Origin of the sequence: Streptomyces sp. NPDC100445 (genome assembly GCF_044759735.1) — a bacterium.
In the GTDB taxonomy this organism is placed as follows: Bacteria; Actinomycetota; Actinomycetes; order Streptomycetales; family Streptomycetaceae; genus Streptomyces.
Genome location: NZ_JBIVZV010000005.1, coordinates 326450 through 345584, shown reverse-complemented (window position 1 = coordinate 345584; position 19135 = coordinate 326450). Strand labels below are relative to the sequence as shown.

The 19135-nt window shown below is 73.8% G+C and carries 14 protein-coding genes; 4 read left to right on the top strand and 10 right to left on the bottom strand.

Annotation, left to right across the window (positions count from 1 at the left end; translation table 11 throughout):
- Positions 1-55: 55 nt before the first annotated feature.
- The 9 genes from ACIQVT_RS15690 to rsmI all read right to left on the bottom strand — a co-directional run bounded on the left by ACIQVT_RS15690 (position 56) and on the right by rsmI (position 12190).
- Positions 56-1837, bottom strand: coding sequence for a PQQ-binding-like beta-propeller repeat protein (locus tag ACIQVT_RS15690; protein ID WP_403752645.1), 1782 nt, complete (start codon positions 1835-1837; stop codon positions 56-58).
- A gap of 109 nt (positions 1838-1946) precedes the next feature.
- Positions 1947-3998 carry a PQQ-binding-like beta-propeller repeat protein gene (locus ACIQVT_RS15685; protein WP_403752642.1) on the bottom strand — a complete coding sequence of 684 codons (2052 nt, stop codon included), beginning with the start codon at positions 3996-3998 and terminating at the stop codon, positions 1947-1949.
- Between the two features lie 222 nt (positions 3999-4220).
- A complete protein-coding gene (locus ACIQVT_RS15680; protein ID WP_403752639.1) occupies positions 4221-6029 on the bottom strand; it encodes an ABC-F family ATP-binding cassette domain-containing protein in 1809 nt (602 codons plus the stop codon).
- Between the two features lie 90 nt (positions 6030-6119).
- The gene (locus ACIQVT_RS15675) at positions 6120-7013 is read right to left on the bottom strand and encodes a 4-(cytidine 5'-diphospho)-2-C-methyl-D-erythritol kinase (RefSeq protein ID WP_403752636.1); all 894 of its coding nucleotides are present in this window, start codon (positions 7011-7013) and stop codon (positions 6120-6122) included.
- A 162-nt stretch (positions 7014-7175) separates the two neighbouring features.
- On the bottom strand, positions 7176-8063 hold the full coding sequence (gene rsmA / locus ACIQVT_RS15670; protein WP_403752633.1) for a 16S rRNA (adenine(1518)-N(6)/adenine(1519)-N(6))-dimethyltransferase RsmA: 888 nt from the start codon (positions 8061-8063) through the stop codon (positions 7176-7178).
- A gap of 120 nt (positions 8064-8183) precedes the next feature.
- Positions 8184-9671: a ubiquitin-like domain-containing protein gene (locus tag ACIQVT_RS15665; RefSeq protein WP_403752626.1), complete on the bottom strand. Its 1488-nt coding sequence runs from the start codon at positions 9669-9671 to the stop codon at positions 8184-8186.
- Between the two features lie 112 nt (positions 9672-9783).
- Complete coding sequence (locus ACIQVT_RS15660; protein ID WP_403752623.1) at positions 9784-10680, bottom strand: TatD family hydrolase; 897 nt, start codon at positions 10678-10680, stop codon at positions 9784-9786.
- A gap of 47 nt (positions 10681-10727) precedes the next feature.
- The gene (locus ACIQVT_RS15655) at positions 10728-11150 is read right to left on the bottom strand and encodes a hypothetical protein (RefSeq protein ID WP_403752620.1); all 423 of its coding nucleotides are present in this window, start codon (positions 11148-11150) and stop codon (positions 10728-10730) included.
- A gap of 191 nt (positions 11151-11341) precedes the next feature.
- Complete coding sequence (gene rsmI, locus ACIQVT_RS15650) at positions 11342-12190, bottom strand: 16S rRNA (cytidine(1402)-2'-O)-methyltransferase (protein WP_403752617.1); 849 nt, start codon at positions 12188-12190, stop codon at positions 11342-11344.
- A 126-nt stretch (positions 12191-12316) separates the two neighbouring features.
- On the opposite strand from rsmI, the gene ACIQVT_RS15645 reads away from it, so the two are divergent.
- The 3 genes from ACIQVT_RS15645 (at position 12317) to ACIQVT_RS15635 (ending at position 17592) form a co-directional block, all read left to right on the top strand.
- Positions 12317-14074 carry a dolichyl-phosphate-mannose--protein mannosyltransferase gene (locus ACIQVT_RS15645; protein WP_403752614.1) on the top strand — a complete coding sequence of 586 codons (1758 nt, stop codon included), beginning with the start codon at positions 12317-12319 and terminating at the stop codon, positions 14072-14074.
- Positions 14075-14202: 128 nt separating this feature from the next.
- Positions 14203-15831, top strand: a complete 1629-nt coding sequence (locus tag ACIQVT_RS15640; protein WP_403752611.1) for a penicillin-binding transpeptidase domain-containing protein — start codon at positions 14203-14205, stop codon at positions 15829-15831.
- Positions 15832-15927: 96 nt separating this feature from the next.
- Positions 15928-17592, top strand: coding sequence for a penicillin-binding transpeptidase domain-containing protein (locus ACIQVT_RS15635; protein WP_403752608.1), 1665 nt, complete (start codon positions 15928-15930; stop codon positions 17590-17592).
- 10 nt (positions 17593-17602) lie between these two features.
- On the opposite strand, the gene ACIQVT_RS15630 is transcribed toward ACIQVT_RS15635, so the two are convergent.
- Positions 17603-17941: an SsgA family sporulation/cell division regulator gene (locus ACIQVT_RS15630; RefSeq protein ID WP_403752605.1), complete on the bottom strand. Its 339-nt coding sequence runs from the start codon at positions 17939-17941 to the stop codon at positions 17603-17605.
- A 149-nt stretch (positions 17942-18090) separates the two neighbouring features.
- Here ACIQVT_RS15630 and ACIQVT_RS15625 point away from each other — a divergent pair, with 149 nt between their 5' ends.
- On the top strand, positions 18091-19134 hold the full coding sequence (locus ACIQVT_RS15625) for an energy-coupling factor ABC transporter permease (RefSeq protein ID WP_403752602.1): 1044 nt from the start codon (positions 18091-18093) through the stop codon (positions 19132-19134).
- Position 19135: the final 1 nt, after the last annotated feature.

Sequence of the window (19135 nt, the reverse complement as noted above, 5' to 3'; positions counted from 1 at the left end):
CACTTCTCGGCAAGTCACTCATTCGGGTGACAGCGGTGGCGGGGTCCGCGCCGGATCAGCCGCCCGTGCCGAACGCCATCAGCAGGTACTCCTTGCCGTACGCCGGGTTCGTCTTGTGGGCGAAGACGGCCGACATGTACAGGCGGCCCTTGCCGAAGAGGATCTCCGCGTACTCGGGCAGCAGGCCGCTCTCGCCCTGGTGCACGCTGCGCGTCCCGGGGTTCTCCAGCAGCTTGGTGGTCTTCAGCGAGTCACCGTCGACGCTGACGATCTGGCCGCCCTTGTCCCACGGGGGCGCCATGTAGGCGAGGACGTTGTCGCCGTCCATGCGCAGCGGGGAGAGCGTGTAGCCGTCGCCGGCCTCGGCGCGTCCGCGGGCGGGCTTGCCGGTGGTGAGGTCGAAGGCGACGATCTCGTTGGTCTTGTTGTACTGGCCCGTGCCGTCGTGGACCTCGGTCGGCAGGTACAGCCTGCCGTGGCCGGCGACGATCTGCCGGCACCCCTCGATCCGGGTGATGCCGTCGCAGTGGCCGCCGTACGTGTCACCGGGCGCGGGGATGCGGGCGAGGAGCGCGCCGGTCCTGGCGTCGATGGAGAAGTAGTCCGAGACGCCGCTGCCGTCGCCCGCGCTGTCGCCGACGTCGGCCGCGATCACGAGCGGGTCGGTGGAGACGACGGAGGCGTACTCGACGCCGTCGGGCATCTTGTACTCGGAGATCACCTTGCCGGTCTTCGGGTCGACCGTCTGGATGTGCAGCTGCCGGTTGTCGTACGAGCCGCACTTGCGGACCGCGACCAGCCGGGTGCCGCCGCCGTAGCCCGCGTCGTAGCAGGTGTCGTCCGGTTTGGGCTGCCACAGGACCTTGCCGGTACCGATGTCGAACGCGGCGCCGCCGTCGGAGCTGCCGACCGCGACGGTGTGCTGGGCGACCGTCACGTTCTGGAAGGTGATCGGGAAGTCACCGGTCTTGACCGACTTGGTCCACAGCCTCTTGCCCGCGGCGAGGTCGATCGCGGCGACCTGGCTGCATCCCGCTGTCTTGTTCTTGGTGGGCATCTTCGGCTGGAACGTGATCGCCGTCAGCCCGTCGGAGGTGACGTGACCGCTGGCCGCGCAGACCGGCCCGGGCAGCTTGATCGTCCACAGCACGGTGCCCTTGGCCGGGTCGTGGCCGACGATCTCGGCGATGCCGCTCTTGGCGTACACGGTGTCGGTCAGCCAGGAGCCCGTGGTGCCGATGGTGTCGTCCGTGGACGGCATCGGGACCTGGAAGAGGACCTTGGACGCCGTGTCGGCCGGCACCTTCTCCTTGCCCCCACCGCCGGCCGAGCCCCCGGACGTGCCGGCGCCGTTCTTGCCCCCGGTGCCGCCGCCGGAGGAGGCGGTGTCGTGCTTCTTGCCGTCGTCGCCGGAGGAGCGCGCGTACCAGACGCCACCGCCGATGATCAGCGCGATGGCGACGACCGCCGCGACGACGATGAGCAGCGCGGTGTTGTTCCGTCCGCCGCCCTTGCCCGGCTGGGACTGCATCGGCACCGTCCCCGGCCCGCCGGGGTGTCCGGGCTGGGCGGGGTAGCCGTAGCCCGGCTGCGTGGGCTGGGCGTAGGGGTTGTGCGGCGGAGCGCCGGGGGCGGGGGGCTGCTGGGCGTACGGGCTCTGCTGCGGGCCCGGGTAGCCGTAACCGGGCTGGGCGGGGTACGGCGGGTAGCCGTAGCCGGGCTGGGCCGGGGGCTGCGGGGGCGCCGGCGGGGGGTAGCCGTAGCCGGGCGGCGGGGCCTGCGGGGGCTGGTTCGGCGGCTGCGGCGGCTGGTTGGGGGGCGGGGGCGGCTGACTCATGACGCGGGTACCTCGGGGACGGTCGGGCGGCCGGACGGCTCGGCGGGCGGCGGGCGGCGGGCGGCGGGCGGCGGAGGGACGGGAGAGGGGCCGGGAACGGACGCCGGGCTCAGTTGCCGAACGTCATGATCAGCTTCTCTTTCGAGGCGTCGTTGCCGGACAGCCGGCCCGAGGAGACGAAGAGCCGCCCGCCGGACCAGTCGACGACACCGTCGTAGAAGGAGTTCTCGGCGTCGGCGCCGCCCTGCGGGTTCCGCAGCAGCCTGGTCACGGGGTGGGAGGAGCCGGTGACGGGCACCGAGACCACCTGACCGCCCGCGTCGTACGACGGCCGCACGTACGCGACGAGCTTGCCGTCCTCGATCTTCACGGGGGTCATCGGCTCGTTCGCCGGGGACTTGACCCGCCACTTCGCCTTGCCGTCGGAGAGGCTGATCGCGACGATCTCGTTGGCGCTCGTGGTGGCGTCCGTGGGCAGGTAGAGCGTGTCGGCGTCGACCACGACACCCTGGCAGCCCTGGAGTTCGCGTTCGAGGATCGCCCAGCCGCAGCGGGGGGCGAACTTCTCGTCCACCTTGACCTCCGAACGGAACGCGCCGTCCTTGGTGAAGGTGGAGATGTTCCAGGCCTTCTTCTCCCGGTTGGTCAGGTAGACCACGAGCGGGTCGACGGAGTACGCCCGGGAGACCTCCCAGCCCTTCTTGACCGGGTGCGTCCAGCGGACCTTGCCGGATGCCGGGTCGAGTTCCTGGATCTCCTCGTGCTCGTCGGCGGTGCCCACCGCGCAGGAGGCCACCTGGACGAGCCGTCCGGTGCCGCCCGCGAACGCGGCCGGGAAGCAGGCCTCGCCGTACCGCTTCTTGTCGTACAGCTTCTTGCCGCTGTCGATGTCGTACGCCGTGCCCGACTGGGAGCGGCCCACCATCAGCGTCCGGCCGCTGACGCTCAGTTCGACGTTGAGCGAGCTGTCGAACAGGCCGCCGTCGGCGACCTCGGTGCTCCAACCCTTCTTGCCGGTGGCGAGGTCGATCTGCTGGAGCTGGTTGCACTTGGCCCGGTCGCTGGCGCCGCTCATGTAGGCGACGACGACCTTGTCGTCGGCCGACTTCTGCGTGGTGACCGCGCAGATCTTCTGCGGGAAGGCGATCGGCCCCCAGGCCGTCCCGCCGTCCTGCGTGCCGAAGGCGAAGACCTGCTTGTAGGCCGCCTTCACGACCGTGTCGCCGCTGACCCACAGGCCGGGCGCGTCGGCGCCCGAGGCGGGGGCGTCCGGGGCCTGCTTGTACCAGAGCACCCGCGCGTCGCCGGTCTGCCGGCCCTCGTTGAGGTTCTCCGGGTCGTCCCCGCCGGCGGACGCGGTCGGCGTGGCCGAGGCGGACCGCTTCGGGTCGTCGCTGCCCTGCGCCACGGGCTTCTTCGGTCCGTGGTCGCCGTCGCCGTCGCCGCCGGAGGTGACCGCGTACACCGTGCCGCCGATGACGAGCAGCGCCGCGACCGCCGCGCCGACGATGAGCGCCGGCTTCTTCCGCGACGCCGACTTGCCCGGACCGCCCGGGAAGGGGCCGCCGGGCGCGCCGGGGTACGGGGGCTGCTGCGGGTGGCCGTAGCCCGGCTGCGGACCGGCGTACGGACCCGGCTGCTGCGGGGGCTGCGGGTAGCCGTAGGGGCCGGGGGCGCCGGCGTACGGGCCCGGCTGCTGGGGGTAGCCGTAGCCCGGCTGGGGCTGCGGCGGGGGCCCGGCGGGCGGCGGCGGAGCCCCGAACCCGCCCTGCGGGGCCGGGACTTGAGGGGCACCGAAATCACCCTGGGCCTGCGGGGCCGGGGCTTGCGGGGCGCCGAACCCACCCGGGGCCGGCGGCGCGGGCGGCGTCCGAGGCGCTTCGGGAGCGCTCTGCGTGGGCGGCGTCCCCGGCGGCCCGAAGCCGCCGGACCGCGGCGCCTGCCCCTGCGCGGCACCGGACCCACCCGGAGTCCGGGGGTCGTCGGGGGCGCTCTGCGCGGGCGGGGTGTCCGGGGCGTCGGGAGCGGACCGGGTCTGCGGGGCGTCGGGAATGTGCTCGGCCGGCGGGGTCCGCGGCGGGCCGAAGCCGCCGGACTGCGGCGGCTGATCCTGCGGTGCTCCGAACCCGCCCTGCGGCGGCTGGTCGGGCGGCTGAGTCATCAGCGCTCTTCCCCCTGGTTCACTGATTTTTAGCCACGCCCTGAGGTTCGCGAGGCACCCAAGGTCGTACTGAAGTCGGTTCTCGGACGGCTCTTTCTATCACCCGGTACCGACGGCGCACGGGCCCGTGCCCTCCGCTGTTCCCAAGGGAGAACCGGCCCGTGATGCCGTCGTTATGCGCCTTCACGCCCTCTTCACGCCGGGCGTGCGCCGACGTCCGCGTTACGCGTCCTCCGCCAGTTCCAGCCAGCGCAGCTCCAGTTCCTCGCGCTCCCCGGCGAGGTCCCGCAGCCGGGTGTCGAGTTCGGCCACCTTCGCGAAGTCGGTGGCGTTGTCGGCGATCTGGGCGTGCAGCGTGGACTCCTTCTCGGAGATCTTGTCCAACTGGCGCTCGATCTTCTGGAGTTCCTTCTTCGCGGCGCGCTGGTCGGCGGCGCTGCGCTCCGTGGTGGCCGGCTTGGGCGCCGCGGTGGCGGTCTGCGCGGCGACCGTCTCCTCCATGCGCCGGCGCCGCTCCAGGTACTCGTCGATGCCCCGGGGCAGCATCCGCAGGGCGCCGTCGCCGAGGAGGGCGAACACCCGGTCCGTGGTGCGCTCCACGAAGAACCGGTCGTGGGAGATGACGATCATGGAGCCGGGCCAGCCGTCGAGGACGTCCTCGAGCTGGGTGAGGGTCTCGATGTCGAGGTCGTTGGTGGGCTCGTCCAGGAAGAGGACGTTGGGCTCGTCCATGAGGAGCCGCAGCAGCTGGAGCCGGCGGCGCTCACCGCCGGAGAGGTCCCCGACCGGGGTCCACTGCTTCTCCTTGTTGAAGCCGAACGTCTCGCACAGCTGGCCGGCGGTCATCTCGCGGCCCTTGCCGAGGTCGACGCGCTCGCGGACCTGCTGCACCGCTTCCAGCACCCGCAGGGCGGGGTCGAGTTCGGAGACCTCCTGGGAGAGGTAGGCCAGCTTGACGGTCCGGCCGACGGCGACACGGCCGCCGGCCGGCTGCGTCTCGCCCTCCGTGCGGGCCGCCGTCGCCATCGCGCGCAGCAGGGAGGTCTTGCCGGCGCCGTTGACGCCCACGAGGCCGACGCGGTCGCCCGGGCCGAGCTGCCACGTGACGTGCTTGAGCAGCACCTTGGGACCGGCCTGCACGGTGACGTCCTCGAGGTCGAAGACGGTCCTGCCGAGCCGGGAGGAGGCGAACTTCATCAGCTCGCTGCTGTCCCGGGGCGGGGGCACGTCCGCGATCAGCTCGTTGGCGGCCTCGACGCGGAAGCGGGGCTTGGACGTCCGCGCGGGCGCGCCGCGCCGCAGCCAGGCCAGCTCCTTGCGGACCAGGTTCTGCCGCTTGGTCTCCTCGGTCGCGGCGATCCGCTCGCGCTCCGCGCGCGCGAAGACGTAGTCGGAGTAGCCGCCCTCGTACTCGTACACGTCACCGCGCTGCACGTCCCACATGCGGGTGCAGACCTGGTCCAGGAACCACCGGTCGTGGGTCACGCAGACCAGCGCCGAACGCCGGTTGCGCAGGTGCTCGGCGAGCCAGGCGATGCCCTCGACGTCGAGGTGGTTGGTGGGCTCGTCGAGGACGACCAGGTCCTGTTCCTCGATGAGCAGCTTGGCGAGCGCGATCCGGCGCCGTTCGCCACCGGAGAGCGGGCCGATCACGGTGTCCAGACCCTTGGGGAACCCGGGCAGGTCGAGCCCGCCGAACAGTCCGGTCAGCACGTCCCTGACCTTGGCGTCGCCGGCCCACTCGTGGTCGGCCAGGTCGCCGATGACCTCGTGGCGGACGGTGGCGGCGGGATCGAGGGAGTCGTGCTGGGTGAGCACGCCGAGGCGCAGCCCGCCGGAGTGGGTGACCCGCCCGGTGTCGGCGTCCTCCAGCTTGGCGAGCATCCGGATGAGGGTGGTCTTGCCGTCGCCGTTGCGTCCGACGACCCCGATGCGGTCCCCCTCCGACACACCGAGCGAGACGCCGTCCAGCAGGGCACGGGTGCCGTACACCTTGCTGACGTTCTCGACATTGACCAGGTTGACGGCCATTTCACTCCTGTGCGCGGGGGTCGGTCAGCCTTCTAGCGTAGGCCTTCTTGGGGTGGGCGCGGGGTGCGCGGGACGGTCTTCGGGCCGCTGTCAGAGGACGGTCGCCCCCGGCACCGGCCCCGCCGCCGTCCGTACCGACCGGCACGTGCCCGACGCGCGCAGGGCTCGCGCGATCCGCTCCGCCGACCCGGTGTCACGCGCCAGGAAGGCGGTGGTCGGCCCGGATCCCGAGACCAGGGCGGTGAGGGCGCCCGCCGCGCGGCCGGTGTCCAGGGTGTCGGCGAGTTCGGGGAACAGGGACAGGGCTGCGGGCTGGAGGTCGTTGGACACGGCCGCCGCCAGCGCTTCCGGGTCGCCGTCGGCGAGGGCGCGCAGGAGGTCCGGGGAGGCGACCGGCGCGGGGATGTCCCGGCCGTGCGCCAGCCGGTCGAACTCGCGGAAGACCGCCGGCGTGGACAGGCCCCGCCCGGCCATCGCGAACACCCAGTGGAAGGTGCCGCCCGTCTCCAGCTCGGTCAGCCGCTCGCCGCGTCCGACGCCGAGGGCGGCGCCGCCGACGAGGCTGAACGGCACGTCGCTGCCGAGTTCGGCGCAGATTTCGAGGAGTTCGGCGCGGGAGGCGCCGGTGCCCCACAGGGCGTCGCAGGCGAGCAGCGCGCCCGCGCCGTCCGCGCTGCCGCCCGCCATGCCGCCGGCCACCGGGATGTCCTTGGCGATGTGGAGGTGCACGGCGGGTTCGATGCCCCGGCGTCCGGCGAGGGCGAGGGCCGCGCGCGCGGCGAGGTTGGTGCGGTCCAGCGGCACCTGGCCGGCGTCGGGGCCGGCGCAGGTGACGCGCAGCTCGTCGGCCGGGGCGACGGTGACCTCGTCGTACAGGCCGACGGCGAGGAAGACGTTGGCGAGGTCGTGGAACCCGTCGGGGCGGGCGGCGCCCACCGCGAGCTGGACGTTGACCTTGGCGGGGACACGGACCGTGACGCTCACTGCTGACCGGGCTCCTTGGGGGGCGGGCTGTACGGGCGGTGGGGCGGCGGGGCCGCCGGGTGTCGCGGAAGGGGGCCTCCGGTGCCGGGTCACCGGACGGTGCCGGTGGTCGCCGCCGCGCGCCGCCGGCTCCGGCCCCGGAGCCGGCCGGACCGGCCGGAGCTACCCGGCGCGCCGGGCGTCGTCCCCGGCGCCGTGGTGCTCGGCGATGCGGGCGAACTCCTCGACGGTCAGGGCCTCGCCGCGGGCCTGCGGGGAGACCCCGGCCGCGACCAGGGCCGCCTCGGCCGCCGCCGCGGAACCGGCCCAGCCGGCGAGCGCCGCCCGCAGCGTCTTGCGGCGCTGGGCGAAGGCCGCGTCGATCACCCGGAAGACCTGGTCCTTGGCGGCGGTGGTACGGACCGGCTCGGTCCGCCGGACGAGGGAGACCAGGCCGCTGTCCACGTTCGGCGCGGGCCAGAACACGTTCCGTCCGATGGCGCCGGCCCGCTTCACCTCGGCGTACCAGTTGGCCTTCACCGACGGCACGCCGTACACCTTGTTGCCGGGCACGGCGGCGAGCCGGTCGGCGACCTCGGACTGGACCATGACCAGGGTCCGCTCGATGCTCGGGAAGGTGTCGAGCATGTGCAGCAGCACGGGGACGGCGACGTTGTAGGGCAGGTTCGCCACCAGGGCCGTCGGCGCGGGGCCGGGCAACCCGGTGACGTGCATGGCGTCGGAGTGGACCAGGGCGAACCGGTCGGCGCGTTCCGGCATGCGGGCGGCGATGGTCGCGGGGAGCGCGGCGGCCAGCACGTCGTCGATCTCGACGGCGGTGACCCGGTCCGCGACCTCCAGCAGGGCGAGGGTGAGGGAGCCGAGTCCCGGGCCGACCTCGACGACCACGTCGTCGGGGCGGACGCCGGCGGTCCGCACGATCCGGCGGACCGTGTTGGCGTCGATCACGAAGTTCTGGCCGCGCTGCTTGGTGGGACGGACACCGAGTGCTGCGGCGAGTTCACGGATGTCGGCCGGGCCGAGGAGGGCGTCGGGGAGGGGGCTGCTCACGGGACAAGGGTACGGGGACGCCACCGGCCCTCTCACCAGCCGCCCGCGCCCACCGGTGCCTGCCGCCCCGGGGGCCCGGGGTCTCCCCCAGCGAGCCCGGCATGATCCGAACGAGAGGCCCTACGTGTGCAGGCGGGCTCCGCAGTGCGGCCAGGGGGCCGCGCCACGGCTCAGGTACAGCTTCTTGGCGCGGTACGTCTGCTCCTCCGCCGGCGCGTCCTGCGGGCGTCCGCTGCCGCCGAGGCTGTGCCAGGTGCGGGTGTCGAACTGGTACAGCCCGCCGTACGTGCCCGAGGCGTCGACCGCCTGCGGCCGGCCGCCGGACTCGCAGGCGGCGAGGCCGCGCCAGTTCAGCCCGTCGGCGCCCTCCACCGCGGTGGGCCGCGCTCTGGTGCCCACCCGCACCACCTGCCGGCGCGGCCCGCGCACCAGCTCGGTCCGCTCCAGGCGCGGCTTCTCGCGGACGCCGTTGACGGTGCGCAGCAGGTAGGTGGTCCGGCGCAGGCCGGGCTGCCCGGGCCGGGCGACGACCTCGGTGCCCCGGAACAGGGTGGGGTCCTCGACGCGCCGGACCCCGTAGGGGATCTGTTCCTCGCGGACCTCTCGGACGCCGCTGATCCGCAGCACGGTCACCGTCTGCCCGTCGCGCGGGAAGCTGTCCGGCGGGACGGAGACGGTGTCCTGGCCGCGCAGCGTGATCCCGGCCTCCTCGACCGCTTCGCGGACGGTGGCCGCGTTGGTGCGGACGGTCCGGGCCCGGCCGTCGGCGAGGACGGTGAAGGCGCGCTCGGTGCGCACGTCGAGCGCGAGCCCGGTGCGTCCGATGGGCCGGGAGCGGGAGGCGGACAGGTACGCGCCGTCGGCGCGGACCCCCAGCTCGGCCAGCGCGCCCTCCACCGTGTCGGCGGTCGTCCACACCTCGCGCCGCCGGCCGTCCAGGGTGAGCCGGACCGGGCGGCCGTAGCGCACCGCGACCTCGTCGCCGCTGTGCAGGGCCGTGCCGGGGGCCGGCGCGATCATGTCGTGCGTGCCCACGCGCACCCCCTCCTCGGCCAGGAGTTCGCCCACGTCGTCGGCGAAGGTGTGCAGGGTGCGCGGCCGGCCGTCGACGGTCAGGTCGACGGTCTTGTCCTCGGCGACGAAGGCGGTGGTGCCGCCGGCCAGGAAGGCGACGACCAGTGCCTGGGGCAGCAGGCGGCGCACGGCGGAGTCGGGGCGCTCGGCGCGGCGGGCCCGGCGCCGGCGCGCGGCCCGCCCGTCCGTACCGGCGCGCGTGCCGGGGTCCCAAGCGGGCGCCGCCACGAGCGTGGGGGTGGGGGTCGGGCTGGGGATCGCCGCGAGCGTGGGCGTGCGGACCGGCGCGGGTGACCGGCCGGGTGACCCGAGCGACGCCGATGACGCGAGGGGCGACACCGGTGACGCGGGGGCCGGGACCGTCCGCGCCTCGTACGCCGGCCGGTAGGTGTCGTCGTCCGCCGGCCCGCGCACCGCGACCCCGTACGCCACCGTCTCCGCGTCGTGCAGACCGGGCCACGCGCCGTCCGGCGCACCGGGCGGCGCGCCGCGGGAGCCGTACGTCTCTCGGGTCTCGTACTGCGATCTGCTCACGCCGACACGCTCCAGAGGGCCACGGGGGTCCGGATCGGGCCCCCAGAACCTAGCGGAGCGCCGGTCACTCTCCAAAGCGGCACGACTACACAGGGTCGCGGCCGTGAGTGGTTCAGTAACCGAAGGCGCGGGCGGTGTTCGCGGCCAGGGCCGCCGCCAGCGTGTCCTCGTCGGTGCCGCGCACGGCGGCCATCGCGCGGACCGTGACCGGGACGAGGTACGGCGCGTTGGGCCGTCCGCGGTACGGCGCCGGGGTCAGGAACGGCGCGTCGGTCTCCACGAGGACCAGCTCCTGCGGGGCGACGGCGAGCGCGTCCCGCAGGTGCTGGGCGTTCTTGAAGGTGACGTTGCCGGCGAAGGACATGTAGTAGCCCTCGCGGGCGCAGACGGCTGCCATCTCGGCGTCGCCGGAGTAGCAGTGGAAGACGGTGCGGTCGGGGGCGCCCTCCTCCTTCAGGACGCGCAGGACGTCGGCGTGGGCGTCGCGGTCGTGGATGACCAGCGCCTTGCCGTGCCGCTTGGCGATCTCGATGTGGGCGCGGAACGACCGCTCCTGCGCGGCCCTGCCCTCCGCCCCGGTGCGGAAGTGGTCCAGGCCGGTCTCGCCGACGCCCTTGACCTGGGGCAGCCCGGCGAGCCGGTCGATCTCGGCGAGGGCCTCGTCCAGCGCCGCGTCACCGCCCGGGGTGCGGGCGCCCTGCCGGGACCAGCCGTCGGGGTCGCCGTGGACGATGCGCGGCGCCTCGTTGGGGTGGAGGGCGACGGTGGCGTGGACGGCGTCGAACGCCGCCGCGGTCTCGGCGGCCCAGCGCGAGCCCTCGATGTCGCAGCCGACCTGGACGACCGTCGTGACGCCCACCGACGCGGCCTTCGCCAGCGCCTCCTCGACGGTGCCGGACTGCATGTCGAGGTGGGTGTGCGAGTCGGCGACGGGCACCTGGAGCGGTGCCGGGAGGGGTGGTGCCGCGTTGCGGTCGTCCGTGGGGCCGCGGCCGGTGTTCGAAGGCATGCCCCGATCCTACGAAAGGGGCGGCCCCGGGCGGTCCGGTGCTCCGGTCAGCTCGCCCGGCGCTGGAACGGGTGCAGGAGGTCGGACAGGTGCCAGTGGTGCGGCTCGGGCGGCTGCCCGGCCGGTCCGCCCTGCCCGGGGACCTGCGGCGCCTCGGCGGGTCCGGCCTGCGGCACCGGGTGGTGCCCGCGCTCGGCCGCGCTGCGCACCGAGGAGACCTGGCCGGCGCGCATGATCCGTACGACGTGGCCGTCGCAGTTCTGGCAGCCCGGCCGGCTCAGCGGCGACGGCACGATCCGGCCGTCGGCCACGTACCGCACGAACTTCTCCCCCTGCGCGTCCGTGTGGTGCTCTATCTCGTACGACTGTTCCCAGCCGTGCCCGCAGCGCATGCAGGCGAACGAGTACGACTCGTGAACGACCGCCGTGGCGGTGCCGTGGAGGCCGGTCTGCCCTGCGTTCTCACTCATGCCAGCTCCCTTGTGGACGGGTGCGTCCTTGGCACCAGTGGACTGCGCCGGCGGCCGGAACGCATGGGGTCTGCCGAGTGTTGGAGCCGATTTGGACCGGGCTTGCCCAAGCACCGCGAATGGGACGCGTGGGCTTTGCCTGGCTCGTCAGCCCTTTGCCGTCCTATGGGGCGTGAAGTGCGCGGACAGGCTCATTCACCGGCGCGCTTCGCGGCGACCACGGCGTCGAACACCACCCGCTTGGCCAGTCCCGCCTCCGCCGCGACGGCCGCGATGGCCTCCTTGCGGCGCTCGCCCGCCTCCTCGCGGTCCCGGACCCGGCGGACCAGCTCCTCGGGGCCGACCTCCTCGGGCCCGGTGTCCGGGGCGCCCTCGACGACGACGGTGATCTCGCCGCGCACCCCCTCCGCGGCCCACCGCGCCAGCTCCTCCAGCGGACCGCGCCGCACCTCCTCGTACGTCTTGGTCAGCTCCCGGCAGACGGCGGCGCGCCGGCCGGCGCCGAAGACCTCGGCCATGGCGGCGAGGGTGTCGTCGAGCCGGTGCGGGGCCTCGAAGTAGACCAGGGTCCGCCGTTCGGCCGCCACCTCGCGCAGCCGGGAGAGCCGCTCGCCCGCCTTGCGCGGCAGGAACCCCTCGAAGCAGAACCGGTCGACGGGCAGCCCGGACAGGGCGAGCGCGGTGAGCACGGCGGACGGGCCGGGCACGGCGGTGACCCGGACGTCCCGTTCGACGGCGGCGGCGACCAGCCGGTACCCGGGGTCGGACACCGACGGCATGCCGGCGTCGGTCACCAGCAGCACGCGCGCCCCGCCGAGCAGTTCCTCGACCAGCTCCGGTGTGCGGGCGGACTCGTTGCCCTCGAAGTAGGAGACGACGCGGCCCTTCGTCGTGACGCCCAGCGCCTGCGTGAGCCGGCGCAGCCGCCGGGTGTCCTCGGCGGCGACGACGTCGGCGCCGGCCAGTTCCGCGGCGAGCCGGGGCGGCGCGTCCGCGACGTCGCCGATGGGGGTACCTGCGAGGACAAGGGTTCCAGTCACGCCCCCATCCTCCCAGGAGTTCCGGGGCCGGCTCCGGCCGCCCGTCGGCCGGGGGGCCACGGCCGTGTCCCGACCGGTACCGCGCTTGCGCGGGACTCGCACAGCGCCGTTCCCTACGATGGCGCGGTGACCAGTACCGCGTCCTCCATGGACCTCCGGCAGGGGCAGGCGCCGCACGACCGGCGGCCGTCGTGGCAGCAGCGGCTGCGCCGCTTCGGGTACGCGCCGCCCGCGGACGCGCCCACGGGCGACGTACGCGACCGGCTGGTGCCGCCGTACGCCGAGCCGAGCCCCCGGCTGTGGCGGGTGTTCGGGGTGCCGCCGGTCCTGGCCGACCGGATCACCCGCTGGTCGGGCTGGGCCGGGCCGCTGCTGGTGACGCTGATGGCGGGCCTGACGCGGTTCTGGCACCTGGGCCGGCCGGACCAGGTGATATTCGACGAGACGTACTACGCCAAGGACGCGTGGGCGATCGTCCACCGCGGTTTCGAGGTCAGCTGGGACAAGTACGGCAAGGCCGCCAACGACCTGGTGCTGCGCCGGCACGACGGGATCCGCATCCCGACGGACCCGGCGTACGTCGTGCACCCGCCGGTCGGCAAGTACGTCATCGGGCTGGGCGAGCTGGTGTTCGGGTTCGACCCGTTCGGCTGGCGGTTCATGACGGCGCTGCTGGGGACGCTGAGCGTGCTGCTGCTGTGCCGGATCGGGCGCCGGATGTTCCGGTCCACGTTCCTCGGCTGCCTCGCGGGCGCGCTGATGGCGGTGGACGGGCTGCACTTCGTGATGAGCCGGACCTCGCTGCTCGACGGGGTGCTGATGTTCTTCGTGGTGGCCGCCTTCGGCTGCCTGGTCGTCGACCGGGACCGGGCCCGGGAGCGGCTGGCCGCCGCGCTGCCGGTGGACCCGGACGGCCGGGTCCGCCCGGACGGGCACGTCGCCGACACCTTCCGCTTCGGCCTGCGGCCCTGGCGCTGGGGGGCCGGGCTGATGCTGGGCCTGGCCGCCGGCACCAAGTGGAACGGGTTGTACGTGCTGGCCGCGTTCTGTGTGATGACCGTCCTGTGGGACGTCGGCACCCGCAGGGTCGCGGGCGCCCGCCGGCCGTACGCCGCCGTCCTCAAGTACGACACCGGTCTCGCCTTCCTGGCGACGGTCCCGGTGGCGCTCGTCGTCTACGTGGCCTCCTGGACGGGCTGGATCCTGTCCGCGACCGACGGCACCGGCGGCTACTACCGCAACTGGGCGGCCACCTCGGGCAAGGGCGGCACCTGGTCGTTCCTGCCGGACTGGCTGCGCAGCCTGTGGCACTACGAGCACGAGGTCTACGAGTTCCACCTGCACCTGTCGCAGCCCCACACCTACCAGTCCAACCCGTGGAGCTGGATCGTGCTGGGCCGCCCGGTGTCGTACTTCTACGAGTCGCCCTCGCCCGGCGCCGACGGCTGTCCCGTGGACGCGGGCCAGAAGTGCGCCCGCGAGGTCCTCGCGCTCGGCACGCCGCTGCTGTGGTGGGCGGCCTGCTTCGCGCTCGTCTACGTCCTGTGGCGGTGGGCGTTCCGCCGGGACTGGCGGGCCGGCGCCATCGCCTGCGGCATCGCGGCGGGCTACCTCCCCTGGTTCATGTACCAGGAGCGGACGATCTTCCTCTTCTACGCGGTCGTCTTCCTGCCCTTCCTCTGCCTGGCGGTGGCCATGATGACCGGCGCGCTGATCGGCCCACCGGGCTCGACCGACACCCGCCGCGTGATCGGCGCGTCGGCGGCGGGCGTACTGGTCCTGCTGATCACCTGGAACTTCATCTACTTCTGGCCCCTGTACACGGGCACCGCGATCCCCCTCGACTCCTGGCGCTCCCGGATGTGGCTGGACACCTGGGTCTGAGTCACGGTTTCGACAAGATTCGTCGCCGCGGCTTCCCCGGCGCTTAGAGTGCCTGCGGCAACCTGTTTTTGAACGCGTTCAGAACTGGACGCGTCAGGGCACGACGGGGGCACGGGGAGGAGCGCGCGATGCGCAGGGGAGTCAGGGCCGGGGTCATAGGCGGCGTGTGCGCGGTGGTGCTGGGCGGCGGCGGTTACGGCGCCTACAACCTGCTGAGCGCCCTCGACGGCGACGGCGGCGGCAGCGGCCCGGCGGTCAGGACCGGGCCGCCCGACGCCGCCGAGGTCAGGGAGGCGTCGGCGCGGTTCCTCGCCGCCTGGCAGAAGGGCGACGCCGCGACCGCCGCCTCGTACACCAACTTCCCGGAGGCGGCCCGGCAGCTGCTGACGGCCTACCGCGCCGACGCCCACATCACCGCGGTGCGCGTCACCCCCGGCACGGCCACCGGCCGGACCGTGCCCTTCACCGTCACGGCGAAGGTGTCGTACCACGGCACGTCACGACCGCTCTCCTACCGCGGCAGGCTCACCGTCGTCCGCGGGCAGACCTCGCACCGCCCACTGGTCGACTGGCTGCCGTCCGTGGTGCATCCGCGGCTGGGCAAGGGGGACACCCTCGTGACCGGCGAGTCGGCGGCCCCGCCGATCCAGGCCGTGGACCGGGACGGCCGCGTGCTGACGAAGCAGGAGTATCCCTCCCTCAGCCCCGTCCTGGACGAGCTGCGCAAGCGGTACGGCGACAGGGCGGGCGGCCGGGCCGGCGTGGAGCTGGCCGTCCGGCACTCCGGCGCGGACGGCTCCACGCCGGCCGACACACCGCTGCTCACCCTGGTCAAGGGCAGGCCGGGCAGGCTGCGTACGACGTTCAGCGGGAAGGCGCAGGCGGCGGCCGAGACCGCCGTGGGCCGGTACCCGGACGCCTCCGTGGTGGCCGTCCGGGCGAGCACCGGCGAGATACTGGCCGTCGCCGACCACCGCAACGACGGCTTCGACGCGGCCCTGCTCGGCGAGCGCGCGCCCGGCTCCACCATGAAGATCATCAGCGCGGCGGCCCTCATCGACACCGGCCGGACCACCGCGAACGGCCCGGCGCCCTGCCCGCCGTCCGCCGTCTCGATGAGCCAGACCTTCCACAACCTGCGGGGCCTGGCACCGGACGACCACGCCACCCTCTCCGACAGCTTCGCCCGCTCCTGCAACACCGCGTTCGTGAAGTTCGCGGACGAGGTGCAGCCGGACACCCTCACCCGGGAGGCCGAGGAGCGGTTCGGGCTCGGGCGGGACAACTGGCGGATCGGGGTGCCGTCCTTCGACGGCCGGGTGCCCGCCGCCGGCGGTTCCGACAAGGCGGCCGGGCTGATCGGCCAGGGGCAGGTGCAGATGAGCCCGCTGAACATGGCCTCCGTGACGGCGACCGCGATGACCGGCGCCTTCCGGCAGCCGGTGCTGGTCCCGCTCGCCCTGGACGGCCGTACGCCGGCACGCGCGCGCGGGCTGGCGCCGGGCACGGTCGCCCAGCTGCGCGCCATGATGAACCGCACCGCGCGCAGCGGCACCGCGGCGGGCGTGATGGCCGGGATCAGCGGGAACGTGGGCGCGAAGACGGGTTCGGCGGAGGTCGACGGGGAGGCCAGGTCGGACAGCTGGTTCACCGGCTACCGCGACGACGTGGCCGCGGCGGCGATGGTCGAGGACGGCGGCCACGGCATCGACGCGGCCGGTCCGATTGTCGCAAGCGTGCTACGGAACACCCGCTGATGACTTCCGCGAAAACGGGGACTCTAAGGTGAATTCCGTCGTCGGGGCGGGTGAGGGCTGTGCGCAGCCCGGTGCGGATGTGGAGGAACAGGGGCCGTGGGCAGGAGAAGGCGTGTCGCCGAGCGGCGCAGGACCCGTCCGGCGGTGCTCGGCGGGATGATCGCCGTGGTGGTCGGCGGCGCCGGGTTCGGGGTCTACGCGCTCTACGGCGGCGGGGCCTCGGCCGAGGAGCGGCCCGCCGCGGCCGGGCACAGGGCCGTACGGACCGGTCCGCTCACCGCCGCCGAGGTCCGCTCGGCCTCCACCCGTTTCCTCACCGCCTGGCAGCGGGGCCGGGTCCCGGAGGCGGCCGCCGCGACCGACGACCCGACCGCCGCGGCCCGGCTGCTCACCGGCTACACCAAGGACGCCCACCTGACGGACCTCACGCTCACTCCGGGCCGGGCGAAGGGCGCCGCGGTGCCGTTCGCCGTCAGGGCGACCGTGGCCTACCGGCATCAGAGCAGGCCGCTGGCGTACGGCAGTTCGCTCACCGTCGTCCGCCGGGCGAGCGACGGCAGGCCGCTGGTCGACTGGCACGCCTCGGTGGTCCACCCGGACCTGCGGGACGGCGACACGCTCGTCACCGGGGCGTCCGGCACCCCGCCGGTCAAGGCGCTGGACCGCGACGGCGGCGCGGTGACGGCCGCCCGGTACCCCTCGCTGGGCACGGTGCTGGACGGGCTGCGGGAGAAGTACGGCAAGAAGGCGGGCGGCACCGCGGGCGTCGAGCTGCGCGTGGTGCGCGGCAAGGCGTCCAGGGCGGCCAAGCTGTCCGACAAGACGCTGGCGGAGCTGAGCGAGGGCACCCCGGGCACGGTGCGGACGACGCTCAGTCCGGCGCTCCAGGCGGCGGCCGAGCGGCAGGTGGCCCGGCGACCGCGTGCCTCGGTGGTCGTCCTGCGGCCCTCGACCGGTGAGATCCTCGCGGTCGCCAACAGCGGCCACGGCTTCAACACCGCTTTCCAGGGCTCCCTCGCGCCCGGCTCCACGATGAAGATCATCACCTCGTCGCTGCTGATCGACAAGGGCCTGGCGGCCGCGGACCGCACGCACCCCTGCCCGAAGACGGTCACCTACGGCGGCTGGAAGTTCCACAACGACGACGACTTCGAGATCAAGGGCGGCACGTTCAAGGCGAGCTTCGCCCGCTCCTGCAACACCGCCTTCATCAGCCAGGCCAAGAAGCTGAAGGACGGCGACCTGACCCGGCAGGCCCAGCAGGTCTTCGGCCTGTCCATGAACAACTGGGCGATCGGCGTGCCCACCTTCGACGGCTCGGTGCCGGTGCAGTCGGCGGCCCAGATGGCGGCCTCGCTGATCGGGCAGGGCGGGGTGCGCATGAACCCGTTGAACATGGCGTCGGTCGCCGCCACGGTCCGGTCGGGCGCCTTCCACCAGCCCTACCTGGTCTCCCCGGCGGTGGACCACCGCACCCTGGCCAGGGCGACGCGGCGGCTGCCGGCGCGGACCCTGTCCCAGCTGCGCGAGCTGATGCGGTACACGGCCGCCTCCGGCACCGCCGCCGAGGCCATGTCGGGGCTCGGCCCGGACTACGGCGCGAAGACCGGCTCCGCGGAGGTCGACGGGCAGAAGAAGCCGAACGGCTGGTTCACCGCCTACCGGGGCGACCTGGCCGCCGCGGGCGTGGTCCAGGCGGGCGGCCACGGCGGCGACACGGCCGGCCCGATCGTGGCGGCGCTGCTGCGCGCGGGCGGCTGAGCGGGTCCCGTCAGACCCGTACCGGCACGGCGGTGTACGTCCGGTTCAGGAACCTGATCAGGGTCTTCGACTCGAACTGCACCACCTCGACGCCGTGGTCGGTGTGGAACTCGACGATGGCCTGGACGCGTCCGCAGGGCCAGACCCGGACGTCGCCGCTCTCGGCCGGTGTCCGCAGCCCCCGTTCGAGGAGGGCGCGGGCGAAGGTCCACTCGTGCGGTCCGGGGAGGCCGACGCGGACGGAACGGGGGTCGCTGTCGGGGTCGTAGCGCAGCGTGACGGGTACGGACCCCGGCTCCTCCTCGTCCGTGACGATATGAGCGCGCGCGTACTGTTCGACTACCGACATCGGACCGCCCTCTCACGCATCGTGACGTATGCGAAAGCTGTGCATCCGCTTTCTATCCAGAATCGCACACTTCGCGGCTTCCGCCCTGGTGAGAAGCGAGACCGCGTCTCTCTTGCAAAGCATTCGCAACAAGGGCCTAAAATCGTACGGTGCACGTACCTGACGGATTCATCGACGCCCCCACCTCCGCGGTCACCGCAGTGGTCGCCGCCGGCGCCCTCGCGGTCAGCCTGCGCGGCGCCCGCCGCGAACTCGACGAGCGCACGGCACCGCTCGCCGGTCTCGTGGCGGCGTTCATCTTCGCCGTACAGATGCTCAACTTCCCGGTCGCCGGCGGCACCAGCGGCCATCTGCTCGGCGGTGCCCTGGCCGCGATACTCGTCGGCCCCTACACCGCCGTGCTGTGCGTGTCGGTGGTCCTGCTCATGCAGGGCGTGCTGTTCGCCGACGGCGGGCTGACCGCGCTCGGCGTCAACATCACCGACATGGCGATCGTCACCACCGTCGTGTCCTACGCCGTCTTCCGCGGCCTGCTCGCCGTGCTGCCCCGCAAGCGGCGCTCGGTGACGGTCGCCTCCTTCGTCGCCGCGCTGGTGTCCGTGCCGGCCGCCGCGGTCGCCTTCACCCTGATCTACGCGGTCGGCGGCACCACCGACGTCTCCCTCGGCAAGGTCGCCACCGCCATGATCGGCGTCCACGTGCTGATCGGCGTCGGGGAGGCCGTCATCACCGCGCTCACCGTCGGCGCCGTCATCGCCGTACGGCCCGACCTCGTGCACGGCGCGCGCGGCCTGCACCAGCGGCTCCGGCTGCGCGTCGACGGCGTACTGGTGGACGCACCGGCTCCCACCGCGCCCGTGGCGGCGCGCACCTCGCGGCGCACGCTGTGGGTGACCGGCCTGGTCACCTCCCTGGTCCTCGCCGGCTTCGTCAGCTTCTACGCCTCCGCCAGCCCCGACGGCCTGGAGAAGGTCGCGCACGACAAGGGCATCGACAAGAAGGCGGAGAAGCACGCCGCGTCCGACTCGCCGCTCGCCGACTACGGCGTGAAGGACGTCAAGGACGCCCGGCTCTCCGGCGGCCTCGCGGGCGTCATCGGCGTCGGCGTCACGATCGTCGCGGGCACCGCGGTGTTCTGGGCCGTGCGCAGGCGCCGCACCGACGACGTCTCCCCCGTGAACACGGCCGTCTGAG

Bases quoted from the DNA above. Each gene is read 5' to 3' on its own strand.
- ACIQVT_RS15690 (WP_403752645.1), bottom strand. From the start codon at position 1,837: ATGAGTCAGCCGCCCCCGCCCCCCAACCAGCCGCCGCAGCCGCCGAAC.
- ACIQVT_RS15685 (WP_403752642.1), bottom strand. From the start codon at position 3,998: ATGACTCAGCCGCCCGACCAGCCGCCGCAGGGCGGGTTCGGAGCACCG.
- ACIQVT_RS15680 (WP_403752639.1), bottom strand. From the start codon at position 6,029: ATGGCCGTCAACCTGGTCAATGTCGAGAACGTCAGCAAGGTGTACGGC.
- ACIQVT_RS15660 (WP_403752623.1), bottom strand. From the start codon at position 10,680: ATGCCTTCGAACACCGGCCGCGGCCCCACGGACGACCGCAACGCGGCA.
- ACIQVT_RS15655 (WP_403752620.1), bottom strand. From the start codon at position 11,150: ATGAGTGAGAACGCAGGGCAGACCGGCCTCCACGGCACCGCCACGGCG.
- ACIQVT_RS15640 (WP_403752611.1), top strand. From the start codon at position 14,203: ATGCGCAGGGGAGTCAGGGCCGGGGTCATAGGCGGCGTGTGCGCGGTG.
- ACIQVT_RS15630 (WP_403752605.1), bottom strand. From the start codon at position 17,941: ATGTCGGTAGTCGAACAGTACGCGCGCGCTCATATCGTCACGGACGAG.